Origin of the sequence: Saccharopolyspora endophytica (assembly GCF_018070075.1) — a bacterium.
GTDB classification, from domain to species: Bacteria; Actinomycetota; Actinomycetes; order Mycobacteriales; family Pseudonocardiaceae; genus Saccharopolyspora; species Saccharopolyspora endophytica.
In genome coordinates, this window is sequence record NZ_JAGPXE010000016.1 from 85,086 (window position 1) to 106,468 (window position 21,383).

Consider the following 21,383-nt stretch of genomic DNA (forward strand, 5'->3'; position numbering starts at 1 on the left):
AGGCCCGCACGCCGCATGCCCGGAATGGACCGGGCTCTCACCCTCACCTGATCCGGCGCCGCCTGGCCACCTCGGACAGCACCACACCGGCCGCGACCGAGGCGTTGAGCGACTCGACACCGGTGGACATCGGGATCGACACCGTCTGGTCGCAGGTCTCCCGCACCAGGCGGGACAGGCCCCGGCCCTCCGAGCCGACGACGACCACCAGCGGACCGGTGGCCAGCTCCAGCTCGTCGGAGGTGATGTCGGAATCGGCGTCCAGGCCGATGACCATCAGCCCGGCTTCCTTGTAGTCCTTGAGCGTGCGCGTCAGGTTGACGGCCTTGGCGACCGGCAGCTTCGCCGCCGTGCCCGCGCTGGTCCGCCACGCCACCGCCGTGATGCCCGCGCTCCGGCGCTGCGGCACGACCACGCCGTGCGCGCCGAACGCGGCCGCCGAGCGGATCACCGCGCCGAGGTTGCGCGGGTCGGTGACCCCGTCCAGCGCCACGATCAGCGGCGGCAGACCGGTGTCGTGCGCGGCGGTCAGCACCTCGCCGGGGTGGGCGTACTCGAACGGCGGCACCTGCAGGGCCAGACCCTGGTGCATCGCGTTGCTGGTCAGCCGGTCGAGCTCCACGCGCGGCACGTCGAGCACCGGGATGCCGCGGTTCTTGGCCTCGCGGACCGCCTCGGTGACGCGGTCGTCGACGTCGATGCCCTGCGCCACGTACAAGCCGGTGGCCGGGACGCCCGCGCGGACGCACTCCACGACCGGGTTGCGCCCGGCGACGAGCTCAGGCGCGTTCTCGGCCGAGGCCTGGCGCTTCGCGCGCTGCTGGTCGGCCTTGGCGCGCTGGTCGGCGCGCTTCTTGGCCGGGTGAGTGACGCGCTCCTCGGCCTTCGGCGTCGGGCCCTTGCCCTTGAGACCGCGGCGTCGCTGCCCGCCGGAACCGACGACCATGCCCTTCTTGTTGGTCTTGCGCACACCACCGCGGCGCTTGTCATTGCCGGCCACGAGTTACCCGTCTTTCAATGTCCACGTCGGACCGTCGGGGGTGTCCTCGACGGCGATCCCGCCCTCCTGCAACCGGTCCCGCAGCAGGTCGGCGGTGGCGAAGTCGCGCTCCGCACGCGCCTTCTGGCGCTGTTCGAGCACCAACCGCACGGCTTCGCCGAGCGCGTCGTACGCGGCGTTGCCGCCGTCCTCGGCCCACTGCGGCGACAGCGGGTCCAGACCGAGCACGCCGGTCATCGCGCGCACCGCGGAGGCGGCGGCGCGGGCCGCCTCGTCATCACCGCGGTCCAGCGCGGCGTTGCCCTCTCGGACCGCCGCGTGCACCGCGGCGGTGGCCTGCGGGGTGCCCAGGTCGTCGTCGAGGGCCTGGGCGAAGTCCTCGGAGACCTCGCCCGGCTCGACCGAACCGGTGCGGTCGACGACCTTGCGGACGAAGTTCTCGATCCGGCCGAACGCCGAAGCCGCCTCCTTCAGACCGGCTTCGGAGAACTCGATCGTCGACCGGTAGTGCGGCGTCACCAGGTAGTAGCGCAGCTCGACGGCTCGGGCGCGCTCCAGCACCGCCGGGATGGACAGCACGTTGCCGAGCGACTTCGACATCTTCTCGCCGCTCATGGTGACCCACGCGTTGTGCATCCAGTACTGCGCGAACCCGTCACCCGCCGCGTTGGACTGCGCCAGCTCGTTCTCGTGGTGCGGGAACACCAGGTCCAGGCCGCCCCCGTGGATGTCGAACTCGCCGCCCAGGTAGAAGGTGGCCATCGCCGAGCACTCCAGGTGCCAGCCCGGACGACCGTGACCCCACGGCGTCGGCCAGCTCGGCTCACCCGGCTTGGCGCCCTTCCACAGCGTGAAGTCGCGGGGGTCGCGCTTGCCGGAGGCCAGCGACTCGCCCTGCTGCACCTCGTCGAGGCGCTGCCCGGACAGCCGGCCGTACTCGTCGCCGTAGGAGGCGACGTCGAAGTAGACGTCTCCGCCGGAGGCGTAGGCGTGACCCTTGTCGATCAGGCGCTGGATCAGGTCGATCATCTGCGTGACGTGCCCGGTGGCGCGCGGCAGCACCGACGGCGGGAGGCAGCCGAGCCGGTCGTAGGCCGACTCGAAAGCGCGCTCGTGCGTGGACGCCCACTCCCACCAGGGCCGACCGGCGTCGGCGGCCTTGGTGAGGATCTTGTCGTCGATGTCGGTGACGTTGCGCACCAGGCGCACGTCGTAGCCCGAGTGCTGCAACCAGCGCCGCAGCACGTCGAAGTTCAGCCCGCTGCGGACGTGACCGACGTGCGGAACGCCTTGCACGGTGGCACCACAGACATAGATCGACGCCACTCCGTCGCAGCGCGGGTGGAACTCGCGCGTCGTGCGGGTCGCTGTGTCATGTAGGTGCAGGCTCACGCCCCCGATGGTACGGGGAAGCACTTCGGGGCAATCACGACAGGCCGATTGTCGTCAAGGGCGATCCGAAGCCCGGGTTTTCAGCGCAGCAGGTCTCCCACCGCGTCGATCAGGCCGGTCGGGCGCTCGGCGGTGGGCGCCGGGTCGACGATCGCGACCTGGCATCCCACAGCGGCGGCGCCGCCGTCGGCCTCCTCGCTGTCACCGACCATCAGCGCCTCCTCGGGAGCGACGCCGAGGCGCTCGCAGGCCCGCAGGAAGATCTTCGGGTCCGGCTTGATCACCTCTTCGAGGTAGGACAGCAGGAACTCGTCGACGTGCTTGCTGATGTCGAGCCGGTCGAAGGCCGGGCGGATGTCGAAGGCGATGTTGCTGATCACGCCGACCTTCACGCCCTGCTCGTGCAGCCGGCGCAGCACCTCGGCGGTGTCCGGGTACGGGGTCCACTGATCGGGGTCGATCAGCCGCGCGTAGAGGCTCTCGGCCTGCGCGTCCGGGACTCCGGAGCTGCGCAGCACCTCGACGTAGACCTTGCGGTGCAGCACGGGGTCCAGGTCGCGGTTGTCCCAGGCTTCGATGAACTCGTCACCGAGCTCGGTGATCCGGCCGGTCGGAGCGGTCATCCGGCGCATGATCTCGGCCTGCGCGGAGAGGTCGAAGGGGCTGCCGTCGGCGTCGGTGAGGTCGGAGTACCAGGACGGGTTCTCCTCCAGGCGGAACAAGGTGCCGGAGAAGTCGAAGATCACCGCTCGCAGAGTCACACCAGCAACGGTATGCGGGTTCGGCGAAGCGGACATGAACATGCGGTCAACCTCACGACCGGGAGCGAGGAATTCCCCCGTTCGCCGCGTCCCGTTCCGGGAGCGGGCGGTTCCGGAGCGAACCGCCCGTCCTCCTCACGCTAGAGCTGCCCGCACTGGACGCGAGATTCCGTATTGTGGAAGTGGTGGCTCTGGTCGTTCTTCATCGGGAGGACTATGGCCGCAACGCTCGCCGAGGCGCTCAGCCACAGCAGCACGACCGCCAGCGCGAGGTCGAGCTCGTCGCCGAGCGACCAGAGCACGACCGACACCGGCCACATCACCAAGGGCTGCACAACGAGCAGCCGACGCACCCACCGGTTCCGCTCGATCAACATGGTTCGAGCATCCCGCGCGGGGACCCCGGATCAGAAGAGCGCCGCCCCTGAGTTTTCCCGGACTCCAACTACCCGACACACCGGGGTACCTGCTCGTTACTCAGCGGAAAACCAACGCGGTCGCGACCGCCGCGATGCCCTCGCCGCGACCGGTCAGGCCCAGCCCGTCCGAGGTCGTGCCCGCGACCGACACCGGAGCTCCGACCGCCTTCGACAGCACCTGCTGCGCCTCCTCGCGGCGCTTGCCGATGCGCGGGGCGTTGCCGATCACCTGCACCGCCGCGTTGCCGATCGCGTAGCCGGCGGCGTCGATCCGGGCGCGGACCTCCTCCAGCAGCTCCGCGCCGTGCGCCCCGGCCCAGCGGTCGTCGCCGGTCCCGAACACGGCGCCCAGGTCGCCCAGGCCCGACGCCGACAGCAGTGCGTCGCACAGCGCGTGCGAGGCCACGTCGCCGTCGGAGTGCCCGGCGCAGCCGTCCACGCCCGGCCACTGCAGCCCGGCGATCCAGCACTCGCGGCCGGCCTCGACCGGATGCACGTCGACACCCTGCCCGACGAACGGCAGACGATCAGTCACTTGGGGGAACTCTCCTCGGTGGCCAGCACGGCCTCGGCAACCGCCAGGTCGAAAGCGGTCGTGATCTTCAAGGCGTCGGGATGTCCGTCGACGGTGCGCACCTTGCCCCCGACGCGCTCGACCAGCCCGGCGTCGTCGGTGGCGATGTCGCCCGCAGCGGCGTAGGCCTGCCGCAGCACGTCGATGTTGAAGCCCTGGGGGGTTTGCACCGCCCGCAGCGGTGCGCGGTCGACGGTCTCCACGACCGTTCCCGAGTCGTCGACCTTCTTGATCGTGTCCGTCACGGGGAGTACCGGGATCACGGCGGGCGCACCGGCCTCCACCGCGGACACGACATCGCGGATCATGGTCGCCGGGGTGAAGCACCGCGCGGCGTCGTGCACCAGCACGACCCGGGCCTCCGGAGCCACCTCCGCGACAGCGCTCAGCGCCAGGCGCACCGAGTCGGTTCGCTCGGCGCCGCCTGGCACCACGTGCGCGTTCGGCAGCGTGGCGAGCTCGGCCGCCACGACCTCGACCTGGTCGGGCGGCGAAGCCACCACGACGTGCTGCACGCAGCCCGAGCCCAGCAGGCCCCGGACCGCGCGCAGCAGTAAAGACTCACCCTTCACCGGAACCAGCGCCTTGGGCGTGCCCAGCCCCAAGCGCACCCCGCGACCAGCTGCGGGGACCAGCGCGACAACGCTCACGCTTCAGCCGTTTCCGATGATCAAACCGCGGCGGCGAGGACTTCGTCCAGCAGTGTTTCCGCCTTGCCTTCGTCAGTGCCCTCCGCCAGCGCCAATTCGCTGACCAGGATCTGACGGGCTTTCGCCAGCATTCGCTTCTCGCCTGCGGACAGGCCACGATCCTTCTCGCGTCGCCAGAGGTCGCGCACCACTTCGGCCACCTTGTTCACATCGCCGGAGGCGAGTTTCTCGAGGTTGGCCTTGTACCGACGAGACCAGTTCGTGGGCTCCTCGGTGTGCGGGGCCCGCAACACGTCGAAGACTCGATCCAGACCCTCTTGACCGACGACGTCCCGAACACCGACGATCTCGGCGTTGTCAGCGGGAACGCGCACCGTCAGGTCGCCCTGCGCGACCTTGAGGACGAGGTACTGCTTCTCCTCGCCCTTGATCACACGAGTCTCGATTGCTTCGATGAGCGCGGCACCGTGGTGCGGGTAGACGACGGTCTCTCCGACCTTGAAAACCATGTGTCCTCTGCCCCTTTCGCTACCCCCACTTTAACACGTAGGGCAACTGGGCCTCGACCACCTCACCATCCGTAATTGCAGGTCAGAGCATGGACGGGACTTGACAAGACCCGCTCCGACGTGCAAGGCAGCCCTCTTCGGCCCTGTGAAACCATCCACTATGGACCGTCCGGACGGGTGGTCTCCCGGGCCTGTCGGAGCCCCGCGATACGTAGTTCGGCAAGCCCCTGCACGACCCCCGGGGGGTGGGGATTAAGCTCCACGTGGTTGTCCGGCAATCAGGAAGGGACGCTGCAACCGTGAGCCGCCCTCAGCACCTCAAGGCCGTCCGCCTGCGGTTGATCCCGGCCGCACTCGGACTCGGCGCCGTCGTCGCCCTCGCTGGCTGCAGTGCCGGTCAGATCACCGAGACCGACACGCAGGTCGCCGCAGTCAACGGCGGCAGCGGTGACGCGAAGCAGGTCGCCGTCCGCAACGCCACCCTCTCCTTCCCGACCGAGGGCGCGTTCTACCGCGCCGGCTCGTCGGCGCCGCTGGAGCTCGTCCTGAGCAACGAAGGCCCGGACGACAAGCTCGTGCGGGTCACGAGCCCGTACGCGGCATCGGCGCAGGTCAGCGGCACCAGCGACCTCCCGAGCAACACCGCTCTGCACGCGACCGGGCCGTCGGCGCAGCCGGCGACCGCCGACCAGCGCACCGTGCAGATCACGCTGAACGGGCTCAAGCAGGACATCACGCCCGGCGTGACCATCCCGGTGACGTTCGTGTTCGCCAAGGCCGGTCAGGTCACCATCCAGGTGCCGATCGGCGAGGACCACAACCCGCGCCCGGAGCACGGCAGCCCCACGCCGGGAGGCCACCAGGCCGGCGGCGGTCACTGACCCGAAGACCTCACCTGAAGCCCGGGAGCGCCCCCAGCGCCCCGGGCTTCAGCGCGTTCACACCCCGTCTCACCCCCACACCACCCCACCCCCAACCCGGATTACCGCCGTATTCAGGAACCTGATTACCGCCGTATTCCGGGGCCTGATTACCGCCGTATTCCGGGGCCTGATTACGGCCGTAGTCCGGGACACGATTGCGGCCGTAGTCCGGCTGGATCGCTGGGGTGGCCGGGGGCCTTCGCTCGTCGGGGTTGGTGTGCGTGAGTCGGGTGGGGTGATCGTCGGGGTGGGTGGATAGCCTCGGCGCGTGCCGCCCAAGACTCGTTCTCCCCGTCCTGCGTTCCGCTGCGCCGATTGCGGCCACGAGGTCGCCAAGTGGGTCGGTCGGTGCCCCGGGTGCCAGGCGTGGGGAACCATCGAGGAGGCCGCGCCCGCCCGGCCTGCGCTGGCGAAGGTCTCGGCCGGTGCGCCGAGCACCCCGGCGCGGCCGATCGCCGAGGTCGACCTGGACTCGGCGCGGTCGGTGTCGACCGGCATCGGCGAGCTGGACCGGGTGCTGGGCGGCGGGATCGTGCCCGGAGCCGTCGTGCTGCTCGCCGGAGAACCAGGTGTGGGGAAGAGCACACTTCTGCTGGAGGTCGCGCACCGGTGGGCCTCCGGGTCCTCCCCCGGCGCGTCCCTGTACGTCACCGGCGAGGAATCGGCGGGCCAGGTCCGGCTCCGCGCCGAGCGGACCGACTCGGTGCACCCCGAGCTGTTCCTGGGCGCCGAGAGCGACCTGTCGGCCGTGCTGGGGCACGTCGACGCGGTCAAGCCCGGCCTGCTGATCGTCGACTCGGTGCAGACCGTCCAGTCGCCCGACTCCGACGGCAGCCCCGGCGGCGTGACGCAGGTGCGCGCGGTGACCACGGCGCTGGTGGCGCTGGCCAAGGAGCGCGGGCTCCCGGTCGTGCTGGTCGGGCACGTCACCAAGGACGGCGCGGTCGCCGGGCCTCGCGTGCTGGAGCACCTGGTGGACGTGGTGCTGCAGTTCGAGGGCGACCGGCACTCCTCGCTGCGGATGCTGCGCGGCGTGAAGAACCGCTTCGGCCCGTCGGACGAGGTCGGCTGCTTCGAGCAGCGCGACGACGGCATCGCCGAGGTGCTGGACCCGTCGGGCCTGTTCATCAACCGGCAGGAAGCGGCCGTGGACGGGACGGCGGTGACCGTCATGGTCGAGGGCAAGCGCCCGCTGCTGGTAGAGATCCAGGCGCTGCTGATGAAGACCGAGATGGCCATGCCGCGCCGGTCGGTGAGCGGGCTGGACTCGGCGCGGGTGTCGATGATGCTGGCGGTGCTGGGCAAGCACGGGCACATCCCGACCGGCTCGCACGACGTGTTCGCCGCGACGGTGGGCGGCACCAAGATCGGTGAGCCGGCCGCCGACCTGGCGATCGCGATGGCCGTCGCGTCCTCCCAGACGGGACGGCCGCTGCCGCCGAACCTGGTGGTGATCGGCGAGGTCGGGCTCGCGGGTGAGATCCGCCGGGTCAACGGCGTGGGACGGCGCTTGGCGGAGGCCGCGCGGCTCGGGTTCGACCGCGCGCTGGTGCCACCGGATCCGGGACCGCTGCCCAAGGGCATCAAGGTCACCGAGGTCGCGACCATCAAGGACGCCCTGAAGCTGGTCCGCCGCCGCAAGCAGGACTCGGATTAGGGAACCACCCGGAACGGGGTGGGCGCGCCGGAGATCGAGGTGAGCCGGGCGACCGCCAGGTAGTCGCCGGGCGGCACCCGCTCCTGGCGGGCGGCGCAGCCCGGAACCGAGGTCAGTCCCTGCCAGAGCACGTCGTTGCGAACGGGTTCGCCGGGTTCGAGGACCGGCCGCTCGTTGGTCGATTCCGCGTAGCAGTCGTTGCTGGACCACACGTGACGTCCGGCGGGGGTGGTCACCTCGATCTCGCGGAGCATCCGGTTCAGGTCGCGCACGCAGGGGCGGGGACCGGTGTTGGTGACGACGACGGCGAGCCCGATGCGCTCGCCCGTCCGGAACGCCGGCTGCCCGACTTCGGAGGCCACGCGCAGCGTCTGGTCCGGGCACGCTTCCGGCCCGTGATCGGCGGCCACCGCCACGGGCTGCTCCGGCGGTCTGGCCACGTGCTGCTGGGTGGTGGCGGACGGTTCACCGGTGCCGGTGATCAGGGCGACCACGCCCCACCCGAGCAGTGCCACGACTAACGCGGAGACGGAGATCGCCACGACGCGGCGACGCCAGTACACCGCGGGAGGCAACGGACCGTTCGGATCAAGCACGAACCGACCGTAACCCGAAGGCTACGCTGAATGGACCCCTCGATGATCGCCCGATGGGGCGTATCCGCTGCTGCGGAACGTGATCAACGGGCTTCTTCCGGGCGATCACCGGTCGCCTGGCAGTATCTGAAGACGCCATGAACACTCCCACCACCGGAGCCGACACCCGGCTCGACCTCGACGCCCTGGCCGACTGGTTCACCGCCACCGCCCGCCCGCTGCCCTGGCGCGCCGCCGGCGTGACGGGCTGGGGCGTGCTGGTCAGCGAGACGATGCTGCAGCAGACGCCGGTCAACCGCGTGCAGCCGATCTGGGAGGAGTGGATGCGCCGCTGGCCGCGTCCCTCCGACCTCGCCGCCGAATCGCAGGGCGAGGTGCTGCGCGCGTGGGGCAAGCTCGGCTACCCGCGTCGCGCGCTGCGCCTGCACGAGGCCGCCGGGCGGATCGCCGCCGAGCACGGCGACGTGGTTCCCTCCGATGTGGACACCCTGCTCGCCCTGCCCGGCATCGGCGCCTACACGGCCCGCGCCGTGGCGGCCTTCGCCTACGGCAGGCGCGCTCCGGTCGTCGACACCAACGTCCGCCGGGTCGTGGCCCGCGCGGTGCACGGCGCCGGCGACGCGGGACCGCCGTCGACCAACCGCGACCTCGCCGACGTGGACGCCCTGCTGCCCGCCGAGGACGCGCCCGCGGCGACGCTGTCGGCGGCGTTGATGGAGCTCGGGCAGGTCGTGTGCACGGTCCGCTCGCCGAGCTGCGAGCGGTGCCCGATCGCCGCCGACTGCGCCTGGCAGCACAACGGCCGACCGGCCTACGCGGGCCCGCCGAAGAAGGTGCAGAAGTTCGCGGGCACCGACCGGCAGGTGCGCGGCAGGCTGCTGGACGTGCTTCGCGGTGCGAGCGGCCCGGTCACCCGCGATCAGCTCGACGCGGCGTGGAACGAGGCCGGTCAGCGCGATCGCTGCCTGGACTCCCTGCTGGTGGACGGGCTCGTCGAGCAGACCGACGACGGCCGCTTCGCCCTCCCCGGAGAGCGCTGATGGCCGACGCGCTGGTGTTCCGCTTCGACGACGAGACCGAGTCGCGGATCCGCGACCTCTGGAAACGCCTCGGCGAAGCCGGAATCCCCGGCGCCGGCGACCGCCCGAGGGTGACGCTCGCCGTCGCGGGCAGCATCCCTCCCCCGGCGCGCAAGGCGCTGCGCGGCGAGCTGGAGCTGCTGTCGATCCCCGATCTGTGGCTGCACACGCTGGGCACGCTGCCCGGTGACGAGCGGATGCTGCTGCTGGGAGCGGTCGTCGACACCGAGCTGCTGGCGGTGCACTCGGCCGTGCACGACGTGCTCGCGGGCAAGGTGAAAAACCCGTCGGCCTACTACTTCCCGGGCGCCTGGATCCCCTGCTGCGTGCTCGCCAAGGGCCTCGACACCGATCAGCTGGCCACCGCCTTCAGCACCCTTCTCCCACCCGAGCCGGTGCGAGCGGCGGTGCGCGAGATCAGCGTCGTCGACACCGGCACCGGCGACGCGGAAACCCTTCTGACGACCAGGTAGCCGTCGGACAAGCGGCGAAGTCGCTTCTCAGTGCCCCACCAAAGCAACTCGCACCGCGGGGGGGTTCTCAGACGTCCTCCGGGGAGGACAGCCGCAGCGCCGCGCATCGACATGCTCAAGTCGCGGATCCCGGAGCCAGAGGACGTCTGAGGTTCCCCCACCCGCACCGCCCGGCAAGCCGACCACGATCTTTCCGCTGAAGTTGCCGACCTTGGGTTGAGCGGCCACTTTGGACGTGCACGACCTCCACTACTGCGGGAGGAGAGCTGATGTACGTCCTCGGCGCGGGAATCCTCGCGCACGGGATCGCCGCGAAGGGGCCGGAAGGCGTCGTGTTCGCCAACCTGGATCTTCGCGTCGAGCCCGGTTCGCTGACCGTGGTGACCGGGCCGAGCGGTTCCGGGCGCACGTCGCTGCTGCTCGTGCTGTGCGGACGGCTGCGGATCATCACCGGCGAGCTGGACGTCGACGGGTTCCCGCTGCCGCGCAAGGCCCGCAAGGTGCGCAAGCTGATCCGGCCGGCCCGGCTGCGGCCGGGATGCGAGCTGGAGCCTCGGCACCGGGTCCGGGAGGCGATCACCGAGCGCAGGCTCATCAGCGGCACCAACAAGGCCTCCATCGAACTGGGCCTGGAGCTCGTCGGGCTGGACGTGGACCGGTCGCTGCTGATCAACGAGCTGCCCGCGGAGGAGCAGCTGCTGCTCGCGGTCGCCCTCGCCGCCGCCCCGGCGCCGGCCGGGATCGTGGTGGACGACGTCGACGCGGGCCTCACCCAGTCCGGCCGGGCGCGGGTGTGGGCGGCGCTGCACGAGGTCACCAGGATCGGGATGACGGTGATCGCCAGCTCCACCGACCGCCCGCCCGGGGACGTCAACGTGGTGCGCCTGCCCGCGGGCCGGTTCTACGAGCCGACCGCGGAGATCGAGCTGGCGGGGAAGGCCGGCAGGTGAGGGCCGTCCGGCTCGCCTGGCTGGAGTTGCGGCGCTTCCGCGGTCCGCTGCTCCGGCTGGTCCCGCTGGTCCTGATCCTGGTGCCGCTGCTGTACGGGGCGCTGTACCTGTGGTCGAACTGGGACCCCTACGGCAAGCTCAACCGGGTTCCGGTGGCGGTGGTCAACAACGACCGGGCGGTGGACCGCAACGGCGAGCACCTCGACGCGGGCGTGCAGTTCATCCGGCAGCTCAAGGTCAACGACGTCTTCGACTGGCGCTTCGTGCGCGGCACCGAGGCGCGGCGCGGGCTCGCCGAGGGGCACTACTACTTCGTCATCGAGGTCCCGTCCGATTTCAGCGCCAAGCTGGCGGCGGCCGCCGACGGCGACCCGAAGCGGGCGGCGGTGCGGCTGACGAAGAACGACGCCAACGGCTACATCGCCGGGATCATGGCCGACACCGTCGAGACCGAGCTGCAGAACCAGATCAACGCCGCCGCGCACGCCAGCTACGCCCGCGCGCTCTACGGCGAGCTCGGCCACATGCGGGAGAAGCTGCAGGCCGCGTCGGAGGCGTCGAAGAAGCTCGTCGACGGCACCGGGCTGAGCATGCAGGGCACGGCCGCTCTCACCAGGGGGCTCGGCGGGGTGCGGGACGGCACGAGCCTGGTCTCCAACGGCGTGCGGGACATCTCGGAGGCGACGGCCCGCCTGGACGGGCAGCTCAACAGCATCGCCGACTTCACCGCCGATCAGCTTCCCGGCGCGGTCAACTCGCTGGTCCACGCCAGCGGTGTCGCGGTCAGCGGGCTGACGTCGATCTCCACCGCGACGGGGATGCTGGAGCAGCAGGCCGCCGACGGGCTCTCCGCGGTGCAGCGGCTCGGTTCCGCGCACCCGGAGCTGCGCGGTGATCCGGCCTACCAGCAGGCCCTGGACACCTCCCGCCGACTCGCCGGTGGCGCGTCGGCGGCCGATTCCCGGGCGCGGGAGTCGCTGCGAACCGCGGAGGAGGCCAGCCGCCGGGCGCGGGCGCTGCAGGCCAGCATGGGGCCGCTGCAGGAGCGGGTCCGGTCGATCACCGCGCCGGTGGACACCCTGCACTCCGGGACGACGCAGGTGGCGGCGGGCTCGCAGGGCATCACCGGCGGCCTGAACTCGCTGGTGGCGGGCAGCACCGTGCTGCAGACGGGCGCGGGTCAGCTCAACGGCGGCTCGAAGGACCTGCAGAAGATGATCAACGACACGCTGCACCGGATCCCGCCGACCAACCCGACCCAGGTCGCGCGCGCCGCCGAGGTCCTGGGCTCGCCGACCGAGATCCGCACGGCCAACCTCAACCCCGCCTACGTCTACGGACGCGGTCTGGCCCCGTTCTTCTTCGCGATCGCGCTGTGGGTGTTCGGGCTTTTCGCGTACCTGCTGCTCAAACCGGTGAACCTGCGGGCGCTGGCGGACCGGATCAACCCGTTCTCGATCGCCGTCGCCGGGCTGCTGCCCGCCGCGGCGCTCGGCGTCATCGGCGGTCTGGTGCTGTTCGCGGTGGTCAACTTCGGTCTCGGGCTCAACCCGGTGCACGTGCCCTGGACGCTCGGGATCCTGTCGCTGGCGGCGGTGACGTTCGTGGCCATCGACCACCTGCTGCGCACCGCGCTCGGCGCGATCGGCGACCTGCTGTCGCTGGTGCTGCTGATCGTGCAGCTCACCGCGTGCGGCGGCCTGTACCCGATGGAGACGGCACCGGGCCCGTTCCAGGCGATCCACCCGTTCCTGCCGATGACCTACCTGGTCGACGGGTTGCGGGTGACGATCTCGGGCGGCCTGGCGATGCACCTGTACCGGGACGTCGCGGTGCTGGGCGGCGTGCTGCTGGGGGTGGTGCTGCTGACGACGCTCGTGGTGCACCGGCAGCGCACGTGGACGCTGGGGCGCCTGCACCCGCAGATCGAGCTGTGAGGCGCAGCGGGAGTGAGATCGACGAGACACGGTGCTCGGCGGGAAACGCTCGTAGGGTTGAGCCATGGCTGTTGTGAAGATCAATGCGATCGAGGTCCCCGAAGGTTCCGGTCCGGAGCTGGAGAAGCGCTTCGCCTCCCGCCACGGCTCGGTCGACGACGCGCCCGGCTTCCTGGGATTCGAGCTGCTGCGCCCGGTCAAGGGCGACAACCGGTACTTCGTCTACACGAAGTGGGAGACCGAGGAGGACTTCCAGAACTGGGCCAACGGCCCGGCCAAGGAAGCCCACGCGGGCGAGCGGAAGAACCCCGTCGCCTCCGGCTCCAGCCTGCTGGAGTTCGAGGTCGTGCTGGGCTCGCACCCGGAGAAGTGAATCAGCCGGCGACGCGCAGGGTCGTGAACACGGCCCTGTGGTCGCTGCCCGGGATGTCGATGACCTCGTAGTCCTCCGCGCGAACGCCGCCCGAGGACAGCACGTGGTCGATGGCCACCGGCGGGGCGGTCCAGTCCGCGGGCCACGTCGGCGTCAGACCCGCCCCCACGGTGGCTGCGGCGTCGAGGTAGCCGCGGCCGATGAGGTCCTTGAGCCGAGTGTGGTCGAGGGTCGCGTTGAAGTCGCCCGCCATCACCCGGGGCTGCCCGGTCAGCGACGGCTCGGGCAGCGCGACCAGGTCGTGCGCCCAGACCCTCGCGGTGTCGGCCCCCATCGGGTAGAGCGGGTGGACCGCCACGAACTCCACGTCCCGGCCCACCGGCACGTTCACCAGCGCTGACGGTTGCGCCAGCGTCGTCGGGGGCACCAGCGCGAGCTCGCGCAGCGGGTAGCGGGAGACGATCCCGGTGCCGTCGGCCTTCGGTCCCGGCTGCACGACCCGGTTCGGCAGCTCCGCGAACAGGCCCGCCCGATCGAGCTCGGCGACCATCTCCGGGGTGAGCTCCTGGAGGCTGAGCACGTCCACCCGCCTGCCCCGGACCTCCTCGACGATCTTGGCGGCGTCGGCGGCGCCGAAGTAGGTGTTGACCGACAGCACCCGCAGCGGCTCGCCCTCAGCGGCCACCTGGTCCGGCAGCACGCGCGGGACGACGGTGTAGATCAGCGCGGCCGTCGCCAGCAGCGCGAAGAGCACGTTCAGCCAGCGCCGCAGCAGCAGCCCGAGCAGCACCAGGACCGCCCCGGCGACCACCGCGTACGGCGTCAGCGCGGTCAGCGCCACGGTGTAGCGCTCGACGTCGAGCTCGACGATCGGCAGCGCCGCCCAGCCCAGGAAGGCCAGCGTGAGCAGCGACAGCAGCGCCGTCATGCAGCCACCGCCGGGTTTGCGGGCGATGTCGTCGTCCACCGGCTCGTCGACCACCTCGTGCGCCGTGCGCGTCATCCTTGCCTCCGTCTGCTCCCCAGCCCCCGGCCATCCGGACGTTCGGCGCCCCCGAATGGTTGCGTTCCAGCCTGCCAAAGATCACCGGACACGCCGAGGAGTGCCACAGGTCACACGCGCTCGGGGCGAAACATCGAAATCCGCTGGAATCATGGAATAAACGGACAAACGACCCCCGGAGTTCGCCCCGCATGGATCTGACGACGACAGCCGCCACGTCCGCCCAGCCCACCGGCTTCACGGCCTGGGTCATCGGGGTGATGGAAACCCTCGGCGGTCCCGGCGCGGGCATGATCATCGCCCTGGAGAACCTCTTCCCGCCGATCCCGTCCGAGCTGATCCTGCCGCTGGCCGGGTTCACCGCGAGCCGCGGCGACATGTCGCTGCTCGGGGCGATCCTGTGGACCACGCTGGGCTCGCTGGTCGGCGCCCTCGCGCTCTACTGGCTCGGCGCGAAGCTGGGCCGGGAGCGGACGCGCGCGATCGCGGCGAAGCTGCCGCTGGTGAAGCTCTCCGACGTCGACAAGACCGAGGCGTGGTTCGCCAAGCACGGCGTGAAGGCCGTGTTCTTCGGCCGGATGATCCCGCTGTTCCGCAGCTTCATCTCGCTGCCCGCCGGGGTCGAGCAGATGCGGCTGAGCACGTTCGCGCTGTTCACGACGCTGGGCAGCCTGGTCTGGAACACGATCTTCGTGCTCGCCGGCTACCTGCTCGGCCAGCACTGGTACCTCGTCGAGCAGTACGCGGGACTGCTGTCCCGGGCCGTGGTGATCACCTCGGTGCTGACCGTCGTGGTGTTCGTGGCCCTGCGGATCCGCAACAACCGCCGGGACCAGGCGATCGCGGAGGCGCCCACGGTCCAGTTCGCCCGCGTCCAGGCCGACCACCCCACCGAGGAGATCCACCGGATCCGCTGATCCGCGCGACCGGGCCCAGACGGCGAACGGCCCCCGCACCGAGTGGGTGCGGGGGCCGTTTCGCGTCGGTGGATCAGGACTCGGTGTTGCCGTTGTCCTGCTTGTCCTCGCCGTGGGCGGAGACGCCGACCGGCGGGGCGTCCGGCACCGCGGACGGCTTGGGCTCACCGCGGAAGGTGAAGGTGGCCTTGTCGTCCGGCCCCTCGCCTTCCCAGCCCTCGACGTCGACGATGACGATCTGACCCGGCTCGACCTCGCCGAACAGGATCTTCTCGGACAGCTTGTCCTCGATCTCCCGCTGGATCGTCCGGCGCAGCGGCCGCGCACCCAGCACCGGGTCGAACCCGCGCTTGGCCAGCAGCTTCTTCGCCGTGTCCGTGAGCTCCAGGGCCATGTCCTTGCCCTTGAGCGCCTTCTCCACGCGGTTGGAGAGCAGGTCGACCATCTGGACGATCTCGGACTCCGTGAGCTGGTGGAAGACGATCACGTCGTCGATCCGGTTGAGGAACTCCGGCCGGAAGTGCTTCTTCATCTCCTCGTTGACCTTGGACTTCATCCGCTCGTAGTTGGACTCAGCGCCCTGACCACTGGAGAAGCCCAGGCCGACGGCCTTGGAGATGTCCTGCGTTCCGAGGTTGGAGGTGAAGATCAGCACCGTGTTCTTGAAGTCCACCGTGCGGCCCTGGCCGTCGGTGAGACGACCGTCCTCCAACACCTGCAGCAGGGTGTTGTAGATCTCCTGGTGGGCCTTCTCGATCTCGTCGAACAGGACCACGGAGAACGGCTTGCGGCGGACCTTCTCGGTGAGCTGGCCGCCCTCCTCGTAGCCGACGTACCCGGGCGGGGCGCCGAACAGCCGCGAGGCGGTGTAGCGGTCGTGGAACTCACCCATGTCGATCTGCACGAGCGCGTCGTCGTCGCCGAAGAGGAACTCCGCGAGCGCCTTGGACAGCTCGGTCTTACCGACACCGGACGGGCCGGCGAAGATGAACGAACCGGACGGGCGCTTCGGGTCCTTCAGACCGGCGCGAGTGCGGCGGATCGCCTGGGACACGGCCTTGACCGCGTCGTTCTGGCCGATGATCCGCTTGTGCAGCTCGTCCTCCATGCGGAGCAGACGGGTGGTCTCCTCCTCGGTGAGCTTGAAGACGGGGATGCCGGTCCAGTTCGCCAGCACCTCGGCGATCTGCTCGTCGTCGACCTCCGCGACGACGTCCAGGTCACCGGCCTTCCACTGCTTCTCGCGCTCCTCCTTCTGGCCGAGGAGCTGCTTCTCCTCGTCCCGCAGGCGGGCGGCCCGCTCGAAGTCCTGCGCGTCGATCGCGGACTCCTTCTCGCGGCGGACCTCGGCGATCTTCTCGTCGAACTCGCGCAGGTCCGGCGGAGCGGTCATGCGGCGGATGCGCATCCGCGCGCCGGCCTCGTCGATCAGGTCGATCGCCTTGTCCGGCAGGTACCGGTCGTTGATGTAGCGGTCGGCCAGGTTCGCCGCCGACACCAGGGCGCCATCGGTGATCGACACGCGGTGGTGCGCCTCGTAGCGGTCCCGCAGACCCTTGAGGATCTCGACGGTGTGCTCCAGCGACGGCTCGCCGACCTGGATCGGCTGGAAGCGGCGCTCCAGAGCCGGGTCCTTCTCGACGTACTTGCGGTACTCCTCCAGCGTGGTGGCACCGATGGTCTGCAGCTCACCACGGGCCAGCATCGGCTTGAGGATGCTGGCGGCGTCGATCGCGCCCTCGGCGGCACCGGCACCGACCAGCGTGTGGATCTCGTCGATGAACAGGATGATGTCGCCGCGGGTCTTGATCTCCTTGAGCACCTTCTTCAGGCGCTCCTCGAAGTCACCGCGGTAGCGGGAACCGGCGACCAGCGAACCCAGGTCGAGGGTGTAGAGCTGCTTGTCCTTGAGCGTCTCGGGCACCTCGCCCTTGACGACCTGCGACGCGAGGCCCTCCACGACCGCGGTCTTGCCGACACCGGCTTCACCGATGAGCACCGGGTTGTTCTTGGTGCGGCGCGAGAGGACCTGCATGATCCGCTCGATCTCCTTGTCCCGGCCGATGACCGGGTCGAGCTTGCCCTCGCGCGCTGCCTGCGTCAGGTTGCGGCCGAACTGGTCCAGCACCAGCGACGACGACGGCGTGCCCTCGCCGCGGCCGCCGGCCTCCGCCGGCTCCTTGCCCTGGTAACCGGACAGCAGCTGCAGCACCTGCTGGCGCACCCGGTTGAGGTCCGCACCGAGCTTGACGAGCACCTGGGCGGCGACGCCCTCGCCCTCGCGGATCAGCCCGAGCAGGATGTGCTCGGTGCCGATGTAGTTGTGGCCGAGCTGCAGCGCCTCCCGCAGCGACAGCTCCAGCACCTTCTTGGCCCGTGGGGTGAACGGGATGTGTCCGCTGGGGGCCTGCTGCCCCTGGCCGATGATCTCCTCGACCTGCTGGCGCACGCCCTCAAGCGCGATACCCAGCGACTCCAGCGCCTTGGCGGCGACACCCTCACCCTCGTGGATCAAGCCCAGGAGAATGTGCTCGGTGCCGATGTAGTTGTGGTTGAGCATCCGGGCCTCTTCTTGGGCCAGGACAACCACCCGCCTCGCGCGGTCGGTGAACCTCTCGAACATTCGCACTCCCTGACTGCTGCGCCGGCGGTCTAGTTCCGGGACACGGCTTTAGCGCTACGCCGCGATCCACGACGGGTTCAGCACTCTTGGGGACCACTGTAGTAGCCAACCCCGGTCGCGGTCCGTGCCCGCTACGCCACATTCTTGCCCGGCACTGTGCCCAACGGCGCGTTGGCCTGCAGGATTCCTGATCTCGGCGCCGTTCCGCTGAGCGCGAACAGCGCGCGTCGGATCGTGACGCACCGTGTTCACGGCTGAGCGCCGGACCCTTCTCCGGCCCGCCTTCCCCCGATCGGGACCACCATGGGAGTACCCGCAACGGGATCGGGAATCACGCGGGCCCGGAGGTCGAAGACGTCGGCCAGGAGCTCCTCGGTGAGCACCTCGCCCGGCTCGCCCGACGCGACCACGGCGCCGTCCTTCATCGCGACCAGCCGGTCGGCGTAGCGGGCGGCCAGGTTGAGGTCGTGCAGCACCATCACCACGGTCCGGCCGCTCTCGTCGTGCAGCCTGCCGACCAGCTCCAGCACGTCCACCTGGTGCGAGAGGTCGAGGTAGGTCGTGGGCTCGTCGAGCAGCAGCAGGTCGGTGCCCTGCGCCAGCGCCATCGACAGCCACGCGCGCTGCCGCTGACCGCCGGAGAGCTCGTCGAGGGTGCGTTCGGCCAGGTCACCGATGCCCGTCATGGCCAGCGCCTCGGCCACCGCCGACTCGTCGTCGCTGGACCACTGCCGGTACCAGGACTGGTGCGGGTGCCGTCCGCGCGCGACCAGGTCGGCCACCGTCAGGCCCTCGGGCGCCGCGGGTGACTGGGGCAGCACGCCGAGGACCCGGGCGACCTCCTTGGTCGACATCTTGTGGATCTTCTTGCCGTCCAGCAGCACCTCGCCGCGCTGCGGCGCCAGCAGGCGGCCGAAGGCGCGCAGCAGCGTCGACTTGCCGCAGCCGTTGGGTCCGATCACCGCCGTGATCGTGCCGCCGGCGACCTCGAAGTCGAGGCCGTCGACGACGACGCGCTCGCCGTAGGCCAGCTTCAGGTCCCGGGCCCGGAGGCGGTCGGCGACAGCCCGGGCCTGGTCCTGCTCGGGGCGGGTAGAGGCGGACGCGGTCATGCTCGGACCTCCCGGTACCGACGGATGAGCAGGTAGATCAGGTACGGGGCGCCCAGGATCGCGGTCACGATGCCGACCGGCAGCTCCAGGGTGCCGAACGCGGTCCGGGCGATCACGTCCGAACCGACCACCAGCGCCGCGCCGAGCACGGCCGAGGTCAGCAGCGGCGGGCGCGAGGTGCGCGAGACCCGCAGCGCGATCTGCGGGGTGGCCAGCGCGACGAACTGGATCGGGCCGGCCGCCGCGGTGGCGATCGAGGCCAGCACGACCGAGGCGAACAGCAGGAAGCCGCGCGCGAGGTCCATCCGCACGCCGAGGCCGCGGACCGTGTCGTCGTCGAACTGCAGCGCACCCAGCACGTGGGCGCCGACGAGGGCCAGCGGGACCAGCACGGCCAGCGCGATGGCGGTCGGCACCACGTGCTCCCAGCCGCGCGCGTTGAGGCTGCCGGTCAGCCACACCATGGCGCGACCGGCGTCGTTGACGTCGCCGACGGTCAGCAGCCAGTAGACGGCGTTGCCCGCCAGCGCGCTGACGCCCACGCCGACCAGCACCAACCGGTAGGAGTCCACCCCTCGCCGATAGGCCAGCAGGTACACGGCGACGCCGGTGACCAGGCCGCCGACCAGCGCCACCACCGGCAGCCCGTAGTCGGACAGCGCACCGGACAGGCTGCCCGCCGTCCCGGCGAACACGATCACCCCGACGGCCGCGCACCCGGCGCCCCAGGTGATGCCGAGCATGTCCGGGCTGGCCAGCGGGTTGCGCGCCAGCGCCTGCATGATCGCGCCCGCCAGGCCCAGCGCGGCACCCACGAGCAGCGCGGTCAGGCCGCGCGGCATCCGCAGCTCCCAGATGATGATCGACTGCGCGCGGTCGCCGCCGCCGAACAGCGTGCTGAGCACCTCGGCCGGGCTGATCTGGTACTCGCCGATCCCGACGTCGAGGACGAACACCGCCAGCAGCACCACGAGCCCGCCGACCAGCGCCAGCAGCGGCCGGAGCCGGAACACGCCGGAGAACGGGCCCACGCGCAGCGGCCGCCGCCCGGTGACCTCCTCGACCGGCCGGTCCTGAACGGTCGCCGTCATAGCCGCACCAACTTCCGGCGTCGCACGAGAGCGATGAAGAACGGGGCGCCGACCATCGCCAGCATCACGCCCACCTGCACCTCGGCGGGCCGGGCGACGATGCGGCCGAGCACGTCGGCCAACAGCACCAGCGAGGAGCCGAGCAGCGCGGCGAAGGGCAGCAGCCAGCGGTAGTCGGCACCGGTGAAGTAGCGGGCGACGTGCGGCACGACCAGGCCGACGAAGCCGATCGGTCCGCAGATCGCGACGGCCCCGCCGACCAGCACGCTCACCGCGGCGATCCCGGCGCGGCGCGCCCAGACCACCCGGTGGCCCAGCGAGCTGGCCACGTCCTCGCCCAGCGACAGCGCGTTGAGGCTGGTCGCGTTGGCCAGGCCCAGCACGAGCCCGACCACCACGAAGGGCGCGACCTGCGGCAGCACCGACGGATCGGTGATGGCGATCGAGCCGACCTTCCAGAAGCGGTAGGTGTCCATCGTCTGCTGGTCGGTGAGCACCAGGGCCGAGGTGATCGCGTGCAGCAGCGAGCTGATCGCCATGCCCGCCAGCGCCAGCGTCACCGGCGTGGCGCCGCCGCGGCCCATCGAGCCGATCGCGAACACCGCCAGCGCGCCGATCAGCGAGCCCGCGAATCCGAACCAGATGAAGCCGAACAGCGTGGTGATGCCGAAGGTGTAGACGGCGAGCACGACGCCGAGCCCCGCGCCCTGGGTGATGCCGAGGATGCCGGGGTCGGCGAGCGGGTTGCGCGTGTGGCCCTGCATCAGCGCACCGGCCAGACCGAGCGCGGCTCCGGCCAGCACGCCGGCGACGGTGCGCGGGATCCGCAGCTCCTGGATGATCAGGTCGTTCTCGGTGCCGCCGGGCGCGACCAGGCCGCTCCAGACCTCGGCGAGCGGAATCGTCTTGGCGCCGACCGCGATGCTCAGCACGACGCTGGCCAGCAGCACGAGCAGCAGGATCCCGATGCCGGTGAGGCGGCGGGAGCGTCTGCGCTTCAGGCGCTCACCAGGTGCGGCGGACGCGGTTTCCGACGTGGGCGGCTCGGTGAGAGCCTCCGTTCGAGCCACGTCCCACTCCCCTTCGGTGTTCACCCGGACGTTGCCCAGGTTAGGACAACCTAAGCCGCACGGACAGAGCGGGTTCGGATGTTCGCCATCACAGCCGCGAGCGGCGGGAGTTGTTCGAGACCTCGGACGAAAAGTGGAGGAGCTGTTGCGGATGTGCGGCCCGGACCGTTACGCCAGCGGTTTTCCGGGAAAGTTGATCAATCGCGGGGAAACCGCGTAAATGAGTTATCCGAACGCAACAAAAGGCGTTCACCGGGCCCCGACGACCCGGCAA

Annotated in this window: 21 protein-coding genes; 8 read left to right on the forward strand and 13 right to left on the reverse strand. The window is 70.7% G+C overall.

Features of this window, described 5'->3' with window-relative positions; genetic code table 11:
* Positions 1 to 43 precede the first annotated feature (43 nt).
* The 7 genes from rlmB to KBO27_RS29105 all read right to left on the reverse strand — a co-directional run bounded on the left by rlmB (position 44) and on the right by KBO27_RS29105 (position 5,305).
* Positions 44 to 1,000 carry a 23S rRNA (guanosine(2251)-2'-O)-methyltransferase RlmB gene (rlmB, locus tag KBO27_RS29075; RefSeq protein WP_210973053.1) on the reverse strand — a complete coding sequence of 319 codons (957 nt, stop codon included), beginning with the start codon at positions 998 to 1,000 and terminating at the stop codon, positions 44 to 46.
* Between the two features lie 3 nt (positions 1,001 to 1,003).
* Positions 1,004 to 2,392, reverse strand: coding sequence for a cysteine--tRNA ligase (gene cysS / locus KBO27_RS29080; RefSeq protein WP_210973054.1), 1,389 nt, complete (start codon positions 2,390 to 2,392; stop codon positions 1,004 to 1,006).
* An 80-nt stretch (positions 2,393 to 2,472) separates the two neighbouring features.
* Positions 2,473 to 3,153, reverse strand: a complete 681-nt coding sequence (locus tag KBO27_RS29085) for an HAD family hydrolase (protein ID WP_210973055.1) — start codon at positions 3,151 to 3,153, stop codon at positions 2,473 to 2,475.
* Between the two features lie 140 nt (positions 3,154 to 3,293).
* Complete coding sequence (locus KBO27_RS29090) at positions 3,294 to 3,530, reverse strand: hypothetical protein (protein WP_210973056.1); 237 nt, start codon at positions 3,528 to 3,530, stop codon at positions 3,294 to 3,296.
* A 100-nt stretch (positions 3,531 to 3,630) separates the two neighbouring features.
* Positions 3,631 to 4,107, reverse strand: a complete 477-nt coding sequence (ispF, locus tag KBO27_RS29095; RefSeq protein WP_210973057.1) for a 2-C-methyl-D-erythritol 2,4-cyclodiphosphate synthase — start codon at positions 4,105 to 4,107, stop codon at positions 3,631 to 3,633.
* On the reverse strand, positions 4,104 to 4,796 hold the full coding sequence (ispD, locus tag KBO27_RS29100) for a 2-C-methyl-D-erythritol 4-phosphate cytidylyltransferase (protein WP_210973058.1): 693 nt from the start codon (positions 4,794 to 4,796) through the stop codon (positions 4,104 to 4,106). Before ispD ends, ispF begins: the two co-directional genes overlap by 4 nt.
* A gap of 20 nt (positions 4,797 to 4,816) precedes the next feature.
* Entirely contained in the window at positions 4,817 to 5,305 is a 489-nt protein-coding gene (locus KBO27_RS29105) for a CarD family transcriptional regulator (RefSeq protein ID WP_132623361.1), read from the reverse strand.
* A gap of 299 nt (positions 5,306 to 5,604) precedes the next feature.
* Between KBO27_RS29105 and KBO27_RS29110 the strand changes: the two genes are divergently transcribed.
* Together KBO27_RS29110 and radA are read left to right on the forward strand one after the other, a co-directional pair.
* Entirely contained in the window at positions 5,605 to 6,186 is a 582-nt protein-coding gene (locus KBO27_RS29110; RefSeq protein ID WP_307870681.1) for a copper chaperone PCu(A)C domain-containing protein, read from the forward strand.
* 310 nt (positions 6,187 to 6,496) lie between these two features.
* Positions 6,497 to 7,885, forward strand: a complete 1,389-nt coding sequence (radA, locus tag KBO27_RS29115; RefSeq protein ID WP_210973059.1) for a DNA repair protein RadA — start codon at positions 6,497 to 6,499, stop codon at positions 7,883 to 7,885.
* Here the strand turns inward: radA and KBO27_RS29120 are convergent.
* Complete coding sequence (locus KBO27_RS29120; RefSeq protein ID WP_210973060.1) at positions 7,882 to 8,481, reverse strand: hypothetical protein; 600 nt, start codon at positions 8,479 to 8,481, stop codon at positions 7,882 to 7,884. The two genes, radA and KBO27_RS29120, sit on opposite strands and share 4 nt — an antisense overlap.
* Positions 8,482 to 8,618: 137 nt before the next feature.
* On the opposite strand from KBO27_RS29120, the gene KBO27_RS29125 reads away from it, so the two are divergent.
* From KBO27_RS29125 to KBO27_RS29145, 5 genes are all read left to right on the forward strand, one after another.
* Complete coding sequence (locus tag KBO27_RS29125) at positions 8,619 to 9,521, forward strand: iron-sulfur binding domain-containing protein (RefSeq protein WP_246538342.1); 903 nt, start codon at positions 8,619 to 8,621, stop codon at positions 9,519 to 9,521.
* Positions 9,521 to 10,033, forward strand: coding sequence for a 2'-5' RNA ligase family protein (locus KBO27_RS29130; RefSeq protein WP_210973061.1), 513 nt, complete (start codon positions 9,521 to 9,523; stop codon positions 10,031 to 10,033). Before KBO27_RS29125 ends, KBO27_RS29130 begins: the two co-directional genes overlap by 1 nt.
* 269 nt (positions 10,034 to 10,302) lie before the next feature.
* Positions 10,303 to 10,983: an ATP-binding cassette domain-containing protein gene (locus tag KBO27_RS29135; RefSeq protein ID WP_210973062.1), complete on the forward strand. Its 681-nt coding sequence runs from the start codon at positions 10,303 to 10,305 to the stop codon at positions 10,981 to 10,983.
* Positions 10,980 to 12,920 (forward strand): YhgE/Pip domain-containing protein, encoded by a 1,941-nt coding sequence (locus KBO27_RS29140; protein WP_210973063.1) that lies wholly within the window; start codon positions 10,980 to 10,982, stop codon positions 12,918 to 12,920. The genes KBO27_RS29135 and KBO27_RS29140 overlap by 4 nt, the downstream gene beginning before the upstream one ends.
* A 64-nt stretch (positions 12,921 to 12,984) precedes the next feature.
* On the forward strand, positions 12,985 to 13,293 hold the full coding sequence (locus KBO27_RS29145; protein ID WP_132623375.1) for an antibiotic biosynthesis monooxygenase family protein: 309 nt from the start codon (positions 12,985 to 12,987) through the stop codon (positions 13,291 to 13,293).
* A gap of 1 nt (position 13,294) precedes the next feature.
* Here the strand turns inward: KBO27_RS29145 and KBO27_RS29150 are convergent, their stop codons facing one another.
* Positions 13,295 to 14,296, reverse strand: coding sequence for an endonuclease/exonuclease/phosphatase family protein (locus KBO27_RS29150; protein WP_210973064.1), 1,002 nt, complete (start codon positions 14,294 to 14,296; stop codon positions 13,295 to 13,297).
* 191 nt (positions 14,297 to 14,487) lie between these two features.
* On the opposite strand from KBO27_RS29150, the gene KBO27_RS29155 reads away from it, so the two are divergent.
* Positions 14,488 to 15,213, forward strand: a complete 726-nt coding sequence (locus KBO27_RS29155) for a DedA family protein (protein WP_132674485.1) — start codon at positions 14,488 to 14,490, stop codon at positions 15,211 to 15,213.
* A 73-nt stretch (positions 15,214 to 15,286) separates the two neighbouring features.
* On the opposite strand, the gene KBO27_RS29160 is transcribed toward KBO27_RS29155, so the two are convergent.
* The 4 genes from KBO27_RS29160 to KBO27_RS29175 all read right to left on the reverse strand — a co-directional run bounded on the left by KBO27_RS29160 (position 15,287) and on the right by KBO27_RS29175 (position 21,109).
* Positions 15,287 to 17,836 carry an ATP-dependent Clp protease ATP-binding subunit gene (locus tag KBO27_RS29160; RefSeq protein ID WP_132684043.1) on the reverse strand — a complete coding sequence of 850 codons (2,550 nt, stop codon included), beginning with the start codon at positions 17,834 to 17,836 and terminating at the stop codon, positions 15,287 to 15,289.
* A gap of 248 nt (positions 17,837 to 18,084) precedes the next feature.
* A complete protein-coding gene (locus KBO27_RS29165; RefSeq protein ID WP_210973065.1) occupies positions 18,085 to 18,948 on the reverse strand; it encodes an ABC transporter ATP-binding protein in 864 nt (287 codons plus the stop codon).
* The gene (locus KBO27_RS29170) at positions 18,945 to 20,039 is read right to left on the reverse strand and encodes a FecCD family ABC transporter permease (protein ID WP_210973066.1); all 1,095 of its coding nucleotides are present in this window, start codon (positions 20,037 to 20,039) and stop codon (positions 18,945 to 18,947) included. Before KBO27_RS29170 ends, KBO27_RS29165 begins: the two co-directional genes overlap by 4 nt.
* Entirely contained in the window at positions 20,036 to 21,109 is a 1,074-nt protein-coding gene (locus KBO27_RS29175) for a FecCD family ABC transporter permease (protein WP_210973067.1), read from the reverse strand. The genes KBO27_RS29170 and KBO27_RS29175 overlap by 4 nt, the downstream gene beginning before the upstream one ends.
* Positions 21,110 to 21,383: the final 274 nt, after the last annotated feature.

Coding starts and splice junctions, on each gene's coding strand:
- KBO27_RS29150 (WP_210973064.1), bottom strand. CDS start 14,296: ATGACGCGCACGGCGCACGAGGTGGTCGACGAGCCGGTGGACGACGAC.
- KBO27_RS29135 (WP_210973062.1), top strand. CDS start 10,303: ATGTACGTCCTCGGCGCGGGAATCCTCGCGCACGGGATCGCCGCGAAG.
- KBO27_RS29160 (WP_132684043.1), bottom strand. CDS start 17,836: ATGTTCGAGAGGTTCACCGACCGCGCGAGGCGGGTGGTTGTCCTGGCC.
- KBO27_RS29145 (WP_132623375.1), top strand. CDS start 12,985: ATGGCTGTTGTGAAGATCAATGCGATCGAGGTCCCCGAAGGTTCCGGT.
- KBO27_RS29105 (WP_132623361.1), bottom strand. CDS start 5,305: ATGGTTTTCAAGGTCGGAGAGACCGTCGTCTACCCGCACCACGGTGCC.
- KBO27_RS29130 (WP_210973061.1), top strand. CDS start 9,521: ATGGCCGACGCGCTGGTGTTCCGCTTCGACGACGAGACCGAGTCGCGG.
- KBO27_RS29155 (WP_132674485.1), top strand. CDS start 14,488: ATGGATCTGACGACGACAGCCGCCACGTCCGCCCAGCCCACCGGCTTC.
- KBO27_RS29125 (WP_246538342.1), top strand. CDS start 8,619: ATGAACACTCCCACCACCGGAGCCGACACCCGGCTCGACCTCGACGCC.
- KBO27_RS29090 (WP_210973056.1), bottom strand. CDS start 3,530: ATGTTGATCGAGCGGAACCGGTGGGTGCGTCGGCTGCTCGTTGTGCAG.
- KBO27_RS29170 (WP_210973066.1), bottom strand. CDS start 20,039: ATGACGGCGACCGTTCAGGACCGGCCGGTCGAGGAGGTCACCGGGCGG.
- KBO27_RS29165 (WP_210973065.1), bottom strand. CDS start 18,948: ATGACCGCGTCCGCCTCTACCCGCCCCGAGCAGGACCAGGCCCGGGCT.